Origin of the sequence: Edaphobacter sp. 4G125 (assembly GCF_014274685.1) — a bacterium.
Classification (GTDB): Bacteria; Acidobacteriota; Terriglobia; order Terriglobales; family Acidobacteriaceae; genus Edaphobacter.
In genome coordinates this window covers 2,173,339-2,188,314 of the sequence record NZ_CP060393.1, presented here as the reverse complement: position 1 = coordinate 2,188,314, position 14,976 = coordinate 2,173,339, and the positions used below count along the sequence as shown (strand labels likewise).

The following is a 14,976-nucleotide window of genomic DNA, read 5'->3' as shown; positions in this document are numbered from 1 at the left end:
CCCCTATCCCAAATACCGGTGAAAATCTTGAAACAAATGAGCGGTAAAGTTCACCAGCCGATGAATCGTCCATGGCAGTGTCAACATCGCCACCAGAGAGACCACCACCAATCTTGGAACAGCAGTAAGTGTTTGTTCCTGTATGCCGGTTAGCGTCTGAGCCAAGCTAACCAGCAGGCTCACAAGGCAGGCACTGACCAGCAAGGGCGCGCTAAGAAGCATCGCTTCGATGAGCAGACGCCTCATCATTTCTACGGTCTGATCTGGGCTCATCCATTCACTCCTAAATCAGAAACTTTTAATAAGGTGGTCCGTCAACAAACTCCAGCCGTCTACCATGACGAATAGAAGGATCTTCAATGGCGTCGAAATGACAACCGGCGGTAGTTGCATCATGCCGATAGACGTCGTGACGCTTGCGACGACCAAATCAACCAGCAAAAAGGGCAGAAACAGTACAGCCCCGATCTGAAAGCCGGCTTTCAACTCACTCAACATGTAAGCGGGAATAACAACCTGAACGGGAAGATCGTCCTTGCTCTGAGGTCGGGTGGGCATTGCTGCAGAAGCGAAAACGGCGAGATCTTTTTCCCGTGCATATCGCAGCATGTATTTTTTGACTGGCTCTACTCCCCGCCTCAACGCTTCTTCGCCCGAAACGACACCGGAACGATACGGAACAATCGCCTGCTGCTCCACCTCCAGAAGCACAGGCTGCATCAGAAACCATGTCATCATAAGCGCAAGTCCCATCAGGATTTGATTGGAGGGTGCTGTTTGGGTTCCTAAAGCCTGACGCAGGAAGTGAAACACCACAAGCAACCGCACCATCGGTGTAATCGACAGCAGAAGGGCCGGGATCAATGTCAGAAGCGTGAGCCCTAAGACAATCGACCAGGGCACACTGTGATTCGCTTCGAGCGCATTTTCGATCGACTGCTTCGCTATCACCGTAGGCTGCAGTACCTTATTTCTTTCAACTCCATTGACTGTTTTCCGAACCGCAGAGCTTCCGGAAGACCGTTTCGCTTCGCGATGAAGTGTAAGCAAAGCCGCCGGCTCTCTCTTCACCCGGAAGGACTCAGGTCGATTAGCTGCCTCTAGTGTCTGCGCAGAGAGGCTGACGCTAAAGCAAAGTACCGTGACTCCGAGCATCCAGGAGCATTTACCTGGCCTCATAAATTGTCCTGTGTGGCAGATGTACTCTCAGAATCAAGTAGAACGATGCTATCGATCGAATCCGATCCACTTCCTACGACAAATCGTTTACCTGCGCATTGCACCAGCATCAGTTCACGCTTCCCTCCAAGCGGGAGCGTCTCAATCAACTCCATCTGGCTTAGCACGCCGGCTTTGAGGGACCGGCGATTGGCCCAAAATGCCATCAGCATTCCTGCCAGTCCGTTGCGCTGTTGGCGATTCCAATCCGTGCGCCAAAATGCGTTCTGCATCGTTCCTCCGCCTCTACGTCAATCTCGTCAGCCGCACCATCAAGCGCTGGTCCGCAACTTCAAACTCGCTCCAGGCCACCTGAACACGACCAGCCCTAACCGGGACATCTTCGGTGTGTTGCCAGTCGCTCTCGATCAACTCTCCTGGCTTCAAGCGCAACAAATCGCCAATTTTGAACTCGCTCAATGGAATCCCTGCCATCGCAACAACTGTCATTCGCGATAACAACGCCCATAATGGGTGCTCTTCCATCCGCTCGAGGGGTATGCGAGAAACATCCCCCTTCTGCGTATCGTTTTCGGGTAGTGGTTGCGATTCCAGTCCCACAGCATCTGTCTTGACCAACTCCGTCTGCATGCCCTTCTCACTTTTCTTTAACGCTGCACCAGGAACTCCGTAAAAAAGAGATCCACAACCTTGAGGCCCGTATTGCGCTCCGCCAGAGCAGTCTTGAGATCGTTTTTCAAACGCTCTTTTCCCCCGACCGCTAGGAGTTGGTCCGATGTCTGCTTTCCTAGAACCGTTAATGCCGTATCTCGGATTGCAACATCCGCTTCTTTCTCCGTGCCCGCAATTCCGGCTTTCTTTGATCCCGTTCCAGGTTCGCTATCGGCCACCTGTAGCGTGATTCCCGCCCTCAGATATGCGGTTCCTGAGCTGTCTGCCAAGTTCACCAGCAAAGGTTCGAGAACGACCAAGTGGCTTTTTGCCTTGTCCGCTCCCTGCGTAACTGCAATTTCCCTCTGGAGCGATAGCTTCCCTGAACGGAGCAAGTAATAAACCACCCCTCCGACCGAGGCAGTTGCCACCGCCACACCAATCACAACGGTGATGAGCAATGGGAAAAATGGAATCTTTACAGGATCGGAGGTGATCTTTGCTTGAATAACAGGAGGTGTTGTCGCCATGCCTTCACCAAATGCAATTGCACGACCATCCTGTAGATAGTCCCCATTAGCCCAGCTTTAGATTTAAATGGAAACGGCTGGAGGCTCAGTGCCTCCAGCCGCTTTTCTTGATCTCTTCTTATCGGATCATTCCCAGCGTCGCCTGTGTCACGGCATCAAAGGTTGTAATCGTCTTTGAATTCGCCTCGAATGACCGTTGCGCGACAATCAGGTTTGCAAATTCCGTAGAAATATCCACATTGGATTGCTCCAACGTCGAATCCTCGATCGTACCGCGCCCTCCGGTCCCTGCAACTCCAACCACGGCTGCTCCTGATGCTGCCGTAGTCGCAAAGTTGTTATGTCCCATCATCACCAGGCCCTGCGTGTTGGTTACTGTAGCCACAGCCACCTGGCCGACAACCTGGGTATGGTTGTTATCAAACTTCGCCGTAACCACACCATTCTGGTCTACCGTAAAGCCAGAATAGTTTCCGCTGGCATATCCATCCTGCAGGGCTGCGCCAGTCGTCGATGGAGCCGTAGTTTGCGTGATTGTCGGATTCCCGCCGCTGGCCAGGTTCCAATTAAAGCTGAGGTCACTTGCACCATCCGCGAGCCCAGGAAACGTAATATTGCTGATTGTTCCTGTTGGTGAGGTGAGGTTCCCATTCGAATCGAAGGTCAGCGTACCGATGTTATTCAATGGAGCTCCCGTCGCTTCGCCTGCAGGCATTTGCACGCTGTAGTCCCATGTGTTCAGCCCAGTTTTCGTGTAGGTCACAGTGAGGGCGTGACTCTTTCCCAGAGAGTCATAAATCGTCACCGGTGTTGTAAATGCCGTTCCTACCGTCGCCCCCGCATTCAGATTCGCCGTAATCGAAACACTCTGTGTTGCCTGCGCAGCCTGCGTTACACCTACCGGAAGAACGATCGGAACAAGTCCCGCATTCACATTCACCACGCCATTTTGCGCGGGATACCCCATTACATTTGCTCCATTCACCGTGATCAGGGAACCCTGCTGGTTCAATTGAAAGTTTCCAGCGCGCGTCAGTTGCGGTACTCCGTTCTGCTGCACTACAAAAAAGCCATTCCCACTCAACGCCATGTCGTTGGGCTGTCCTGTCGGCAGTAAGGTCCCCTGCGTAAAGTCTGTTGCAGTTCCAGAGACTCTCGTCCCCACACCGACCTGGAGAGGATTATTGGAACCAGAAGTTCCAATCTGCTGATAAAACAAGTCCTCAAATGTGGTGCCCTGATTTTTGTATGCCGTTGTATTGAGGTTAGCCAGATTGTTTCCGATCGTGTTCAACGAAACTGTATCGGCCTGCAAACCACTCAGTGCAATAGAAAACGAACCCATATTCTCTCCTTTTGAAGGCAAAATTTATCCCATTTGCAAGGCGCATAGGCACTTCATCTGGGGCGAAGCGAAACAAATGGCAGATTATTCGCCGGTTACAGTGCTATTCAGCGATCCAATTCCCTTATTGATCTCAATCAGCTGTTGCAGACTATTCACTCCAACAAGCTGCTGGATATAAGCATTCGGATCAGTCGGCTGTGTCGGGTCCTGGTTCTTCAGCTCGGTAACAAGAAGCGTCAGAAAATCATTCGCCGTAATGGTTGAGTTATCCGTCGAAGGACTCCCGATTCCATTGCCGGTTGTATCCTTCGTAGTCGTTGTTTGCGCCCTTGGAACCAGCGCGGAAGCAACGCGATTTGCCGCCCCCTCATGGTCCGTAAACGAATTAAGTTGTGATAAATCCATATCTGTCTCCCTTTCTCTCCTGGCTATTACGCCCGAATACTAAGCCAGCCTGTTCCTCTTTCCCCTGACAACATGGGCCAACCTGTTTCCTCTTCCACCTCGGTAAGGAACCCGACAGATTCATCTCGAGGAAACTCCTGTGCCCTCCTCTCGGCACTTTGTGAGTCGTAAGTCTCGCCTCCCATCCCGGAGTTAGGATTCATCCCTCCAGACGCATCTGAAAAACCGTGCTCCCTGGCCGGCTCATGGACGGCCAACGAACTTACAGGAACCTGTTCCTGTTGCAGATACATCGTCAACGAAGGTAGCTCACGTCGTAATTCATCTGCGTGGTTCGAGGAACTGGGCGACATCGAGGCCTGAATTGCGCCGTCCGTTGTCATCTCGGCACGGACCTTAAGCCATCCATGCGACCCACCAGGAATGCCGACCTCGATCGAGGTCGGTGTCACAGCCAGAGTCCTTTCCCTTTCCTGCATAGGCGAAGCCTGCACCTCAGATCCGGGCACATCTGTTGAGGTGAGCAGGTGAGTCGGCAGAATGTTCGTTTTTCCCGTTACCGTTCCCTGCTCTTCCTGCGCCCACAGCGAAACCGCCGCTCCCTCATACGGACTCGTCGTCATCGCAGAGAAAGAATCTCTTTCCTGAGAATGTGAAGCCGTTGGACTCCCTGCCGCGTCCTTCCTGATCGTAGTTTTTCCAACAAGATCTGAACCTTGAACCTGGATGTCCTTAGGTGCAGATATAGGGGCTTCTGCCACAACATCTTTCTTCGCAGGTATTGCCTGCGAATTTTTCACACTACCTGCGTTTCGCGAATCCACTGCTCTGCTAACGAGAGCAGTACCATCTGGAACAGGAAGAAGGCGATCAATTTTCGTATCTCGGTGCTCCAACGAACCCGGAGCAACCACAAGTATTGAAACCAGGGCCGGCACAATACCTTCAGCAGGAACCGGTACAAGAGCCGCTGAGTCTATAGAATCTTTCAGCTCTTTTGCTTTAGCATCTTTTCCAGGACGAACCTCTTTCGCCTCACTCTTCCGCGTATCAGTTAACACAACGGACCTTGTATCCTTCAACGCAGGGTCAGGCTCTGTCAATACAAGAGCCTTTACTCGATCATCTTTTTTGGTAGGCTGCTCCCTGACCGGGGCTCTCTCTTTGCTCCCCAAGGTCGTCGCATCTCCCACAGGAGGGGCGGGCGTCTGGACGTTTCCGTTGCCGCTCTCCATCGCATGGAATACAGGGATGGATGGTCCCCTCTTTGAATCCACCTCACCTGAGGCGAGCCCTCTGTCTCCGACAGGTTCCTTCGTAAGATCTGGACCCTTAATTTCATCTGAGTTTTTTAGTTCACTGTGAATCTTTAGAACGATTGGCTTTGCCTGCAAAGGAATCGTCCACGTCAGAACGGGCTCGCGAGATGCATCGACCGGCAGCTGCTCTCCTACAGCTTTCTGAGTCGGGGGATTCTCTTTCCACTTGAACGGAGAACTCGCTATTTCGTTTCGCTTCGAAAGCTTCTCCTCGCTGTGATCATCCGGCGAATTGAAAATCATTGATGCCGGAACCCCAATACTCTCGCTCAGATTCTCAGCAAAAGTAGCCTGGGATACGTCCGTCTCCGCAACATGTGCAAGGGAGACAGCTTGAATATCCTTCGCGCTCATAGCTCCGATCTTCATCTGCACAGTTCTCTCCACTACGATCAAGCACTCCACTGGCCAAACGTGGGGTTCCAATTCTTAGGAAAATCTCATCGCTTCCTGCTGCCTTTCTTCGCTCTTCTGCTCGAAGCTAAGGACCGATCGTCGGAAGCTGCTTGCTCTCTCCTGCCTTCACTCTTAGCGCTCCTCTCCATCTCCCGCGCAATCAGGTTCTTCATTCTCTCGTTCCACAACCGGCTCTCCTGGTACCTCCGCCCAGCCTGCTCGTTCGCTTCGTGTCGCCTATCGAAGATCGGTTCGAGCTGGTACTTTCTGAGATTTGCCATCTGACTCTGGGCCGTCGTCGCAATACGCCTCAGCCGATCTTCATCGCGCACTGCATCTCTCCCACCAGTTCGTGCGGCCCCTACAAGACGCTCCTCTGCACTAAGGGTAACGGCCACCTGTCCCAATTCAGCAGCCGCTCTTCGTGCCTCGACAGAGTGAATCTCCTCCATTAACTTGTAGACAGTTCCAAGCCGCTGCAAGATCTCGAGGCGGTTCATCTCAAAGCTCCATATCCAACAGACGCTGCACCGTTTCTTCCATGTTGGAACGTTCCCCGATGTCCTGTTCCAGGAATTCACGCAACAATGGCATCGCCCGCAAGGCCTGGTCTAACTCTGCATCCGCTCCAGCCTTATATGCCCCAATCCGGATCAGGTCTTCAGACCGCGAATGCGCAGCCAATAGCCTCCGCACCGCTCCTGCCCGCATCCTGTGCTCACGGCTCGTGACCTCAGGCATCAAACGACTCAGTGAATCCAATACATGGATGGGCGGATACCATCCTGCTGAGGCCATGGATCTCGACAAAACGACGTGACCATCCACAAAGGATCGGACAGCATCCACGATTGGGTCCTGCTGATCATCGCCTTCCATCAACACCGTATAAAAAGCAGTAATGCTTCCCTGCTCAAAATTCCCGGTGCGCTCCACAAGTCTCGCGACCCGCGTAAATACCGATGGGGTATAACCTTTGGTGGCAGGCGGCTCTCCTGCCGCCAACCCAATCTCGCGAGCAGCCATGGCATATCGCGTCAGCGAGTCCAGCACCAAGAGCACATGTTTGCCCTGGGATGCATAAAACTCTGCAATCGATGTTGCTGTGAGCGCCGCGCGCATTCGCAACAACGGGCTCTGGTCCGAGCTTGATACCACCACTACGGCACGGCGCATTCCTTCCGGCCCCAGGGAATCATCGACAAACTCACGAACCTCCCGTCCGCGCTCTCCCACCAGTCCTACAACGGTCAAATCTGCGGTCGTGTTCCGCGTCATCATCCCAATCAGCGTGCTCTTTCCCACTCCCGAGCCGCCAAAGATACCGATCCTCTGACCCCGCCCAATCGTCAACATCCCATCCAACGCCCGAATCCCTGTGCTCATCGGCTCATGAATCGGTACACGTTTCATCGGATGAGGAATGGTGCCGTCCAACGGCCACAACCTACTGGCACGTACAGGCGGAAGAGAATCCAATGGAGCGCCGAGCGCGTCCAGAATTCTTCCCTCCATACCTTCACTCACGCCGATCCGTGGTGTCGTTTCCAACGCAACTACCGTATCTCCATACCGAATACCTTGAGGGGCTTCCAATGGCATCGCCAGCACATGCTGCTCTCGAAAACCAATCACCTCAGCTCGATGAAGCTTGCCTTCTGTATCAAAGATCTCGCAACACTCACCCACAGAACACGGAGGTCCCTCCGACTCCACAGTCTGTCCAGTGGCCTCTACGATGCGCCCCATCCACCGCCACGAAGATTTCGCCTCTAATCTCGCAAAATAAGGCGACAGAATCGCGTTCTCTGTTCTTTGCTGTTCACTCTTCACGCCGGCCTCTGCTGCAACAGATCAAAAAAACCGCGCTCTATCTCTTCTAATTGTGCCTGTATCCCAAGATCCACCCGGCCTACGCTCGTCTCCAGCAAACACTCCCCCGCCTGCATGGTGGAATCCGCAACCACCGTAATCTCTCTTCCCGCTGTCCCCTCAAGCAAGCTCCGCCAATCCTCTTCTTGAGTGTTCGGAACCCGCAGTGAAACGCCACTGTTCTCTTTTAATTTCTCCAGGGCCACCCGAACTGAGCCTCGCAGTAAGAGAGGGTCCAGCAGCACCTCTCGATAAAGAATCCGGGACGCAACCGCCAAAGCCAGTCGCACAACCTCGGCTTCTATGTCTGCAAAGTACTTCCCACGCTCTTTAAAGAACTGGCCGCACACCTCTTCTACCTTTTCGTGAATGGAAGTTACCTTGGCTTCCATCTCCTGCATCAATGCAGTATGGTTCTGAGTCTCTTGTCTAACCTGCTCAACAAGCTGCTCTCTCCTCTCTTGCTCAAAGTGCAACTTTTCTTCAAGTTCTTCACAGGCGCTCTTCCCCGGATACTCCAATTCCAGATCTTTGCTCGTCGTCTGATCGCTCTCTAATCCCGCGGCTTGCAGATCTTTAAATTCGAGAGGAGCGATCTCTCGCGAAACTACTTCAAAACGTTCCGATAGAAGCTCAGACGGCAAGATCATCATCTGCCTCCATCTTCAGCATCATCCTTCCCTCGCTCTCCAACTGACGGGCCAGCGCCAACAATTCCTGCTGCGCCAGCGCGACTTCTTTCATCCGCACTGGCCCCATCACCTCCATGTCTTCCTTTAGCATCTCAACAGCGCGCGAACTCATCGCCTTGAACAGATGAGCCTTCAGGTTTTCCCGGCCGCCTTTAAGAGCCATCGCCAGAACTCGTTTGTCGGCTGACGCAACAAACTCGCGAATGCTTTCAGCAGGAACCGTCAGCAGGTCCTCAAAAGTGAACATCAGGTTTCGTATCCCGATCGCCATTTTTGGTTCTTCCTGCTCGATCTCTTCCAAAATCACCTTGCTCGCCGTCTGGTCTACGCGATTCAGTAGTTCGGCAACGGCCTTCACGCCGGAGTAAGACTTCCTCCCCCCATTCCCCATCCCTTCCATCCGCTGATGCAATACCAGAGCCACCTTTTGCGCCATCTCCGCCGAAAACTGTCTCATCTCCGCCAGTCGTTTCACAACGTCCACACGCATTATGGGTTGCAGTTGCATCAGGATCGTCGAACCACGCTTCGCATCTACATGGGCAAGCACCAAAGCGATCGTCTGCGGATGCTCATTCTCAAGAAACTTGCTCAGCTGCTGTGGGTCCATCTTCTGCAAGGCAGCCATATCTCCATTCGCGCGATCGCGAATGCGTTTCACTTGCGCCAACAGCGCCTCAGCCTTCGAAGGACCAAACGCTTCCGTCAATACTCGCAACGCGTACTCCGGTCCGCCTCGAACCATGTACTGCTGCGTCTCCAGCAACCCGTAGAACTCCGTCAGTACCTGCGTAAGGTGTTGCGCACGAATTTCTCCAAGCCGCGTAATCTCTTCCGTAACACGATGAACATCGCTCTCTGAAAGGCTCTGAAAGAGCGTCTTGGCCAGTTCATCACCCAACGCCACCATCAGGATGGCTGCCTTCCGCAACCCAGGAGCATCCAGTGGTTCAAACCCGGAAGACTCTGGAAGCATCAGCGCGCGCTGCTCCATCTGTGTATGGACTGCCGCTCCTCGATTTGCCATCAATCCATCTCCTCCGTTGATCCAATCCAAGCCTCCAACAGTCGCGTACTCTGCACCGGTTCCCGGCGGATGTGATCTGCCACCCTCTCAAAAACTCCCTGATGCTGAAGCTGCTCTTTTGTCTTACTCGGCAGGGCAAACGGATTCACTTCATCCACCGCTGGAAGCCCTGGATGAATCTCATTCATCCCCCTCTCACTGCCCGCAGGAAGCAACGCAGGCTCACGCAGCGTAGCAACCACTTGTCTCGCCATCGGCCGTAACACGCAAAGCACGAGCAGAATCGCGCACAGTCCAAAGATCGCTGTCCTGCCCAGGCTCGGCTGAGATCGCGCAAACGATCTTGCCTGCTCCATCACCTGCTCGATCACAGGAGACTTTATTTCGGGTGCATTCGAACTGAAGCTCACATTCTCCACCACCACCTGGTCCCCTCTTCGCGCGTCGAATCCGACCGCGGCCTGCGCCAGCTCCTGCAGGCGTCGCATCTCTTCCGCGTTGCGCGGCTTCCACACGGCATGTTGTGTCTTGCCAGAGCCCTCCACCATGTTTCGATCGTTGACCACAATCGCCGCTGTGATTCGGCGTACTCTTCCTGGACCTTCCTCGCTATGGAGCGTGTGCTTTGTCACCCCATATGTCCCGTTCTCTTCACGAAGACTCTGTCCTGCTCCCGCGCCCTGTTGTGGGTAAACGGGTAATGCTTGCTTCTGCAGCAATGGAGGAGTTCCCGGTGCCGCTGCCGCCTGCGATCCCTGCACAGCACCTTCTGGAGCGCCCGCGGGAGAGTTGCTCGCCGTTCCCGGCACTCCCATCGCTCTCTGCGCCTGCTGCGAAACCTGTTCGCTCTTCTGCAGACTCAACGCAGCTGACTGTGTCGGGTCATAGATCTCATCCGTTCGCTCTTCACTTCCCTGTTCATAGCTCACATTCACCGTTGCGCGAACGTTGTCTCTTCCTGCCAGCGGCTCCAGCATCGCCACAAGCTTGCTCTCCATCCCCTGTTCTACCTCGGCCGCAACTACACCTTTGGATCTAGGCTTCAGGTTGGCTCGACCATCGGCATCCACCAGGTTCACATCATCTGGACTCAGGTTCTCCACAGCGCCCGCCACCAGACTTCGAATTGCGTCCGCCTGTTCCTCCCCCAACGTAGGACGCTTCAACTTCAAAACGACCGAGGCCTTTGCCGCTCTCTCCTCATTCGTGAACAGCGACTGCTTCGGCAAAACCAAGTGCACCCTCGCAGATCGCACAACTCCCAAAGTACTGATCGTGTGCTCCAACTCCCCTTCCAACGCACGCTGATAGTTCACCCTCTCATCAAACTCACTGCCCACCCAGTTTGGTTTGTCGAAGAGTTCGAAACCCATCCTCCCGGTCTGGGGCATTCCCCTCGCCGCAACCTCCATCCGGGCCTTATCCAACATCTCCGCCGGAACTTGAATTCCTCCTCCATCCGGTGTCATCTGATACGGAATCCCTGCTGAAGCCAATTCCTGCGAGACCTGTTGTGCATCCCTGCCATCCAATCCCGTAAACAACATCCTCCAGTCTTTGCGGCCCGCATACCACACCATGGCAATCGCCACGGCTGCAATGAAGGTAATCGAGGCCATCAGCCATGTACGCTTTCCTGTGGGTAGACCCGACACCTTACTCCACAACTCTCCCGCTATCGACGTAAGTCGATCAACAGCAGTGTGCCCTGGAATGCTCATGGCTGGTTCCGCTGCTCGCTGCAACCCTGATCTTTCTTCCTGTGTCGTTTCTGACATCTATCTGCTCTCGAATCTTTGGCAATCCTCAATGCACTTGCGCGACACGAGCGTTCTTGCTGGACGCGCCGAGGCTCACCGTCTAAAACTGCATATTCATCATTTGCTGATACGCGCCCACAGCCTTATTTCTCACCTGCAATGCAAGCTCGAATGCCATATCCGCCTTCTGGGTTGCAATCATCGCCTGATGAATATCACCTCCCTCACCATTGAGGAGCCCTGTAACAGCAGCCGAAGCCTGCTGTTCCAGCCTGGATGTTTGCTCAACCATCGACTTCAACAATCCTGCAAAGGGCGTCGTCATTGATGCATTCTGGCCGGTATCGCCGCTGGACTTCCACCCCTGCGCTTTAGAATTCATCTCTGTTGCCGCTGCAACTGTACTCCCCATCACCATGCTCATCTTCTACCTTTCAAGAGCCTCGTTTGACTTCATCTCTGACAAAGTTTTGCTTATTTTCTTTACTTCAAAATCTCCAGCGAGGATGACACCATGTTCTTCTCTGCCTGCACCGCCGAAGCGTTCATCCCGTACGATCTCGTCGCACCCATCAGGTCCACCATCTCCGTCAGCGGATTGATGTCCGGGTACGCTACATATCCATCCGGTCCAGCATCCGGATGCTGTGGGTCATACCTCCGCAACGGCGCGCGGTTGTCAGCAATCACGCTTGCGACTGCAACTCCTCCCGGCGTACTCTTTGCCTCCGTAAGCCCTTCTCCAAACAGTGAAACTCCATGCAAAGGCAAGCCATCTCCAACTAAGCGGCTCACCAGCGAATGTTGAAATCCACCTTCTTCCTCTGCTGCAAAGACCACATGATGCCGTTGATATGGACCGCCCTCCGAAGTTCGCGTCGTCTCCGCATTCGCCATGTTCGAAGCTACGATTTCGGCTCGTACTCTTTCGGCCTTCAGCGCTGAAGAGCTCACATCCATCACGCCAAACAGGTTCATCGCTTACTTCGCCTCCGCATGAATCGCGCTCATTACCGTCGAATACTCGTTCTTCAGGAGCTGCACTCCCAACTTGAACTGCAATTGCGCCTTCGCCATCTGCACACCCTCGCGGTCCATCGACACATTGTTTCCGTCCGGTCGCGATACCAGTCCGTCAACCTCCTGACCTTGCACCCCAACTTGTTTCGATACTTCGGACAGATCCAACTGCCGCGCAAACTCCTGCTCAAAGTCGAAGCCCTTCGTCTTATATCCCGGCGTATCGACGTTGGCGATATTCTCCGCCGTAAACTTCATCTGCTGCGTGGTCAGATCCAGATAGCGCGCCAGCGCATCACTCAAAGGAGTCGTCACCTGCATTTGCAAAACCTCCGACTTTTCTTATGCACCTCACTCGCCAAAAAATGCGCTCTCGAATGAGAGCGCTCTAAGTGAATGAACTTTTAAAGTTGGGAGTTACAGTTTGTCGGTTTCAGGTATCTACTGACACGGGTAGTCGATGTAGGCTCTGCGAGCAGAGCCCTCCAACGAACAACTACCTCGTTGCCTTGTGAAAGCGAATCTCCTCCGCACTGATCTCCGGCAGATCGCCTGCCAGGATCGTCGCCCGCTCCAGAACATGCATCAGCTCACGAACATTTCCTGGCCATCGATGCTCTCCCAGCCGCGACATGGCCGCCCCGCAAAGTTTCTTGCGCGGCATCTTCTGTCCCATCTGCGTAAGAATATGCTCTGCGAGCAACTCAAGATCCTCCATGCGGTCTCGCAGCGCAGGAACCTCAATCGGAAACACTGCCAGGCGATGATAAAGATCCAGGCGAAACGCTCCTTCTTCTGATCTCTTCTCCAGCGGTTGATGCGTCGCCGCAATCACGCGCACGTCCACCCGGATCGACTCATTGTCTCCTACTCGCTGCAATTCCCCGCACTCCAAAAAGCGCAGCATCTTCGCCTGCAACGCCGGCGGCATCTCCCCAATCTCGTCCAGAAAGAGCGTCCCTCCATGTGCTGCTTCAATCCGCCCCGTGCGTGACTGAACAGCTCCGGTGAACGCGCCACGCGTATGTCCAAACAGTTCTGCCTCCAACAGAGCTTCTGGAATCGCAGCACAGTTCAACACCACAAAAGCTTTACTCGCACGATCACTCAAACGATGGATCGCTTTGGCGACTACTTCTTTACCCGAACCTGTTTCTCCCTCAATCAACACTGTCGTCGACCTCGGCGCCACCAGCCGTATCAATCTCGACAGTTCGCGCATCACAGCACTTTCGCCCACCATCTCCGGCAATGCCAAAGTCGGCTCGGCCCGGCGAACAGGTTCGCTCATCAGACAAAACCCACTCGGCACTACCATAGGAGCCGCATTCCACGCCGCCGTATCTCCTCCCGAAACATCCTGCGCCTCACGCAATGCGTGCAGCAGCTCATTCCGCCGAGGACTCTTCGCCCGCCCCTCTGCGCTTCCATCGATCCGCACCATGTCGACCTCCGGATAGAGCGCAGAAACCTGCACTGCAAATTCACCCACCTCCAGATCCGGCAACCAGCTATCGACCAACAGAGCCTCGGGCTGTACGACATCCATCTTCGCCATCGCTTCTGCTCCGCCCGTGGCCTCATAGACTTCCCATCGCATCCCGCTTAGAGATCTCTTCAATCTCTCTCGAAGCCCTGCATCTGCGCTTGCCAGCACGATCCTGCGGATGGCTTTCGTCCCCAACCATGCTGATGCCGAACGCCCAGCATCTACGATCACAGCTCCCTCAACCATCATCCTTGGCCCCCATGCCTTTCTGCGGCCTGCAACACCTCTCGCATCGCTCCCACCCTCTCATTCAACCGGACACACTCTCCTAGGGCCGCTCCAATCGCAGCCCGCATCGCGGAAGGCTCGCCACTCAACTCTCCCAGCGCCAGCCTGCATTGCAACACAGTCAACGGCTGACACAGCGCATGAAGCAAATCATCCATCTCTTCCAGCATCTTCTCTGCAAGCATCTCTTCCTTACGCCCCCGCCCAGGCTGCACCCATCATCAAAACTTCTGCCCTTGCCATCTGCTTCTTCTCCGTCATGGGATTGGCGCATATGCGATATCCCTCTCCGCGAACCGTCTCGATCACAGAGTCGATACCGCCTTCTCGCAAACCCGCGGCGGCGTTCAGCTTCTTACGCAGATAATTCACATACACATCCACCACATTCGTCCCCGCATCCGGAGACATCTGCCAAACCCGTTCCAACAGCTCAGCTCGGCTGCAACAACGACCCTGGCGCTGAACCAGATACTCAAGAAGACTGAACTCCTTCCCGGTAAGCTCCACCGCAACGCCATTTCGTATCACCCGGCGTTCCATACGGTTTACTTCGACCTCTCCACAGCGGACCACCGGATCGGCAAACCGTTCCTTTCTCCTCAACAGCGCTCGACACCGAGCCGTCAGTTCATGAAAGCTGAAGGGTTTCAGCAAGCAGTCATCCGCTCCAAGGTTCAAACACTTCACTCGCTCCTCCACCATGCTTCGCCCCGTCAGCACTAACACAGCTGTGCCGTCGAGCCTCCCCTGCATTTCCTCCAGCACCTCCATCCCATCCCGCTTCGGAAGACTCAGGTCCAGCACCACCAGGTCCGGACGACACTCGCGCATCTGCTCCAGTCCAGCCTGACCATCTCCCACCCACTCCACCTCGTGCCCTTCCAGCTTCAGTCCTTTCTGCAGAAATAACCCCAAGGCAGCATCATCATCCACAATCAAAACCCGCATCTCTGTTCTCCTTCGCAGACCAGTCCCCGGCTGAAAACCTTCGCCGTTC

General features: G+C 54.4%; 19 protein-coding genes. All 19 read right to left on the bottom strand.

The features are described 5' to 3' along the window. Nucleotides 1-3: 3 nt before the first annotated feature. Nucleotides 4-273 carry a flagellar biosynthetic protein FliQ gene (locus H7846_RS09160; protein WP_186691609.1) on the bottom strand — a complete coding sequence of 90 codons (270 nt, stop codon included), beginning with the start codon at nucleotides 271-273 and terminating at the stop codon, nucleotides 4-6. A 15-nt stretch (nucleotides 274-288) separates the two neighbouring features. Then, entirely contained in the window at nucleotides 289-1,179 is an 891-nt protein-coding gene (gene fliP / locus H7846_RS09155) for a flagellar type III secretion system pore protein FliP (RefSeq protein WP_255460513.1), read from the bottom strand. Next, nucleotides 1,176-1,451 (bottom strand): flagellar biosynthetic protein FliO, encoded by a 276-nt coding sequence (locus H7846_RS09150; protein WP_186691608.1) that lies wholly within the window; start codon nucleotides 1,449-1,451, stop codon nucleotides 1,176-1,178. Before H7846_RS09150 ends, fliP begins: the two co-directional genes overlap by 4 nt. 13 nt (nucleotides 1,452-1,464) lie before the next feature. Continuing rightward, nucleotides 1,465-1,809: a FliM/FliN family flagellar motor C-terminal domain-containing protein gene (locus H7846_RS09145; protein WP_186691607.1), complete on the bottom strand. Its 345-nt coding sequence runs from the start codon at nucleotides 1,807-1,809 to the stop codon at nucleotides 1,465-1,467. A 17-nt stretch (nucleotides 1,810-1,826) separates the two neighbouring features. Beyond that, the gene (locus tag H7846_RS09140) at nucleotides 1,827-2,360 is read right to left on the bottom strand and encodes a flagellar basal body-associated FliL family protein (protein ID WP_186691606.1); all 534 of its coding nucleotides are present in this window, start codon (nucleotides 2,358-2,360) and stop codon (nucleotides 1,827-1,829) included. 118 nt (nucleotides 2,361-2,478) lie between these two features. Continuing rightward, the gene (locus H7846_RS09135; RefSeq protein WP_186691605.1) at nucleotides 2,479-3,705 is read right to left on the bottom strand and encodes a flagellar hook protein FlgE; all 1,227 of its coding nucleotides are present in this window, start codon (nucleotides 3,703-3,705) and stop codon (nucleotides 2,479-2,481) included. Nucleotides 3,706-3,789: 84 nt separating this feature from the next. After that, nucleotides 3,790-4,113, bottom strand: a complete 324-nt coding sequence (locus tag H7846_RS09130) for a flagellar hook assembly protein FlgD (protein WP_186691604.1) — start codon at nucleotides 4,111-4,113, stop codon at nucleotides 3,790-3,792. A 26-nt stretch (nucleotides 4,114-4,139) separates the two neighbouring features. Then, complete coding sequence (locus H7846_RS09125; RefSeq protein WP_186691603.1) at nucleotides 4,140-4,736, bottom strand: hypothetical protein; 597 nt, start codon at nucleotides 4,734-4,736, stop codon at nucleotides 4,140-4,142. Between the two features lie 1,136 nt (nucleotides 4,737-5,872). Further along, on the bottom strand, nucleotides 5,873-6,328 hold the full coding sequence (locus H7846_RS09120) for a hypothetical protein (RefSeq protein WP_186691602.1): 456 nt from the start codon (nucleotides 6,326-6,328) through the stop codon (nucleotides 5,873-5,875). 1 nt (nucleotide 6,329) lies between these two features. After that, nucleotides 6,330-7,661: a FliI/YscN family ATPase gene (locus H7846_RS09115; RefSeq protein ID WP_255460512.1), complete on the bottom strand. Its 1,332-nt coding sequence runs from the start codon at nucleotides 7,659-7,661 to the stop codon at nucleotides 6,330-6,332. Next, nucleotides 7,658-8,353 carry a FliH/SctL family protein gene (locus H7846_RS09110; RefSeq protein ID WP_186691600.1) on the bottom strand — a complete coding sequence of 232 codons (696 nt, stop codon included), beginning with the start codon at nucleotides 8,351-8,353 and terminating at the stop codon, nucleotides 7,658-7,660. Before H7846_RS09110 ends, H7846_RS09115 begins: the two co-directional genes overlap by 4 nt. Next, nucleotides 8,334-9,419 (bottom strand): flagellar motor switch protein FliG, encoded by a 1,086-nt coding sequence (gene fliG / locus H7846_RS09105; protein WP_255460511.1) that lies wholly within the window; start codon nucleotides 9,417-9,419, stop codon nucleotides 8,334-8,336. The genes H7846_RS09110 and fliG overlap by 20 nt, the downstream gene beginning before the upstream one ends. Continuing rightward, entirely contained in the window at nucleotides 9,419-11,197 is a 1,779-nt protein-coding gene (gene fliF / locus H7846_RS09100) for a flagellar basal-body MS-ring/collar protein FliF (protein WP_186691598.1), read from the bottom strand. Before fliF ends, fliG begins: the two co-directional genes overlap by 1 nt. 82 nt (nucleotides 11,198-11,279) lie before the next feature. Then, on the bottom strand, nucleotides 11,280-11,597 hold the full coding sequence (gene fliE / locus H7846_RS09095; protein ID WP_186691596.1) for a flagellar hook-basal body complex protein FliE: 318 nt from the start codon (nucleotides 11,595-11,597) through the stop codon (nucleotides 11,280-11,282). 65 nt (nucleotides 11,598-11,662) lie between these two features. Next, complete coding sequence (gene flgC / locus H7846_RS09090) at nucleotides 11,663-12,157, bottom strand: flagellar basal body rod protein FlgC (protein WP_186691594.1); 495 nt, start codon at nucleotides 12,155-12,157, stop codon at nucleotides 11,663-11,665. 3 nt (nucleotides 12,158-12,160) lie between these two features. Beyond that, the gene (locus H7846_RS09085) at nucleotides 12,161-12,520 is read right to left on the bottom strand and encodes a flagellar basal body rod protein FlgB (RefSeq protein WP_186691592.1); all 360 of its coding nucleotides are present in this window, start codon (nucleotides 12,518-12,520) and stop codon (nucleotides 12,161-12,163) included. A gap of 175 nt (nucleotides 12,521-12,695) precedes the next feature. Further along, on the bottom strand, nucleotides 12,696-13,937 hold the full coding sequence (locus H7846_RS09080; protein ID WP_255460510.1) for a sigma-54 dependent transcriptional regulator: 1,242 nt from the start codon (nucleotides 13,935-13,937) through the stop codon (nucleotides 12,696-12,698). Beyond that, entirely contained in the window at nucleotides 13,934-14,161 is a 228-nt protein-coding gene (locus H7846_RS09075; protein ID WP_186691590.1) for a hypothetical protein, read from the bottom strand. Before H7846_RS09075 ends, H7846_RS09080 begins: the two co-directional genes overlap by 4 nt. A 7-nt stretch (nucleotides 14,162-14,168) precedes the next feature. Then, the gene (locus tag H7846_RS09070) at nucleotides 14,169-14,927 is read right to left on the bottom strand and encodes a response regulator transcription factor (protein ID WP_186691588.1); all 759 of its coding nucleotides are present in this window, start codon (nucleotides 14,925-14,927) and stop codon (nucleotides 14,169-14,171) included. Nucleotides 14,928-14,976 lie beyond the last annotated feature (49 nt).

Coding starts and splice junctions, on each gene's coding strand:
- H7846_RS09160 (WP_186691609.1), bottom strand. CDS start 273: ATGAGCCCAGATCAGACCGTAGAAATGATGAGGCGTCTGCTCATCGAA.
- fliP (WP_255460513.1), bottom strand. CDS start 1,179: ATGAGGCCAGGTAAATGCTCCTGGATGCTCGGAGTCACGGTACTTTGC.
- H7846_RS09150 (WP_186691608.1), bottom strand. CDS start 1,451: ATGCAGAACGCATTTTGGCGCACGGATTGGAATCGCCAACAGCGCAAC.
- H7846_RS09145 (WP_186691607.1), bottom strand. CDS start 1,809: ATGCAGACGGAGTTGGTCAAGACAGATGCTGTGGGACTGGAATCGCAA.
- H7846_RS09140 (WP_186691606.1), bottom strand. CDS start 2,360: ATGGCGACAACACCTCCTGTTATTCAAGCAAAGATCACCTCCGATCCT.
- H7846_RS09135 (WP_186691605.1), bottom strand. CDS start 3,705: ATGGGTTCGTTTTCTATTGCACTGAGTGGTTTGCAGGCCGATACAGTT.
- H7846_RS09130 (WP_186691604.1), bottom strand. CDS start 4,113: ATGGATTTATCACAACTTAATTCGTTTACGGACCATGAGGGGGCGGCA.
- H7846_RS09125 (WP_186691603.1), bottom strand. CDS start 4,736: ATGACGACGAGTCCGTATGAGGGAGCGGCGGTTTCGCTGTGGGCGCAG.
- H7846_RS09120 (WP_186691602.1), bottom strand. CDS start 6,328: ATGAACCGCCTCGAGATCTTGCAGCGGCTTGGAACTGTCTACAAGTTA.
- H7846_RS09110 (WP_186691600.1), bottom strand. CDS start 8,353: ATGATGATCTTGCCGTCTGAGCTTCTATCGGAACGTTTTGAAGTAGTT.
- fliG (WP_255460511.1), bottom strand. CDS start 9,419: ATGGCAAATCGAGGAGCGGCAGTCCATACACAGATGGAGCAGCGCGCG.
- fliF (WP_186691598.1), bottom strand. CDS start 11,197: ATGTCAGAAACGACACAGGAAGAAAGATCAGGGTTGCAGCGAGCAGCG.
- fliE (WP_186691596.1), bottom strand. CDS start 11,597: ATGGTGATGGGGAGTACAGTTGCAGCGGCAACAGAGATGAATTCTAAA.
- flgC (WP_186691594.1), bottom strand. CDS start 12,157: ATGAACCTGTTTGGCGTGATGGATGTGAGCTCTTCAGCGCTGAAGGCC.
- H7846_RS09085 (WP_186691592.1), bottom strand. CDS start 12,520: ATGCAGGTGACGACTCCTTTGAGTGATGCGCTGGCGCGCTATCTGGAT.
- H7846_RS09080 (WP_255460510.1), bottom strand. CDS start 13,937: ATGATGGTTGAGGGAGCTGTGATCGTAGATGCTGGGCGTTCGGCATCA.
- H7846_RS09075 (WP_186691590.1), bottom strand. CDS start 14,161: ATGCTTGCAGAGAAGATGCTGGAAGAGATGGATGATTTGCTTCATGCG.
- H7846_RS09070 (WP_186691588.1), bottom strand. CDS start 14,927: ATGCGGGTTTTGATTGTGGATGATGATGCTGCCTTGGGGTTATTTCTG.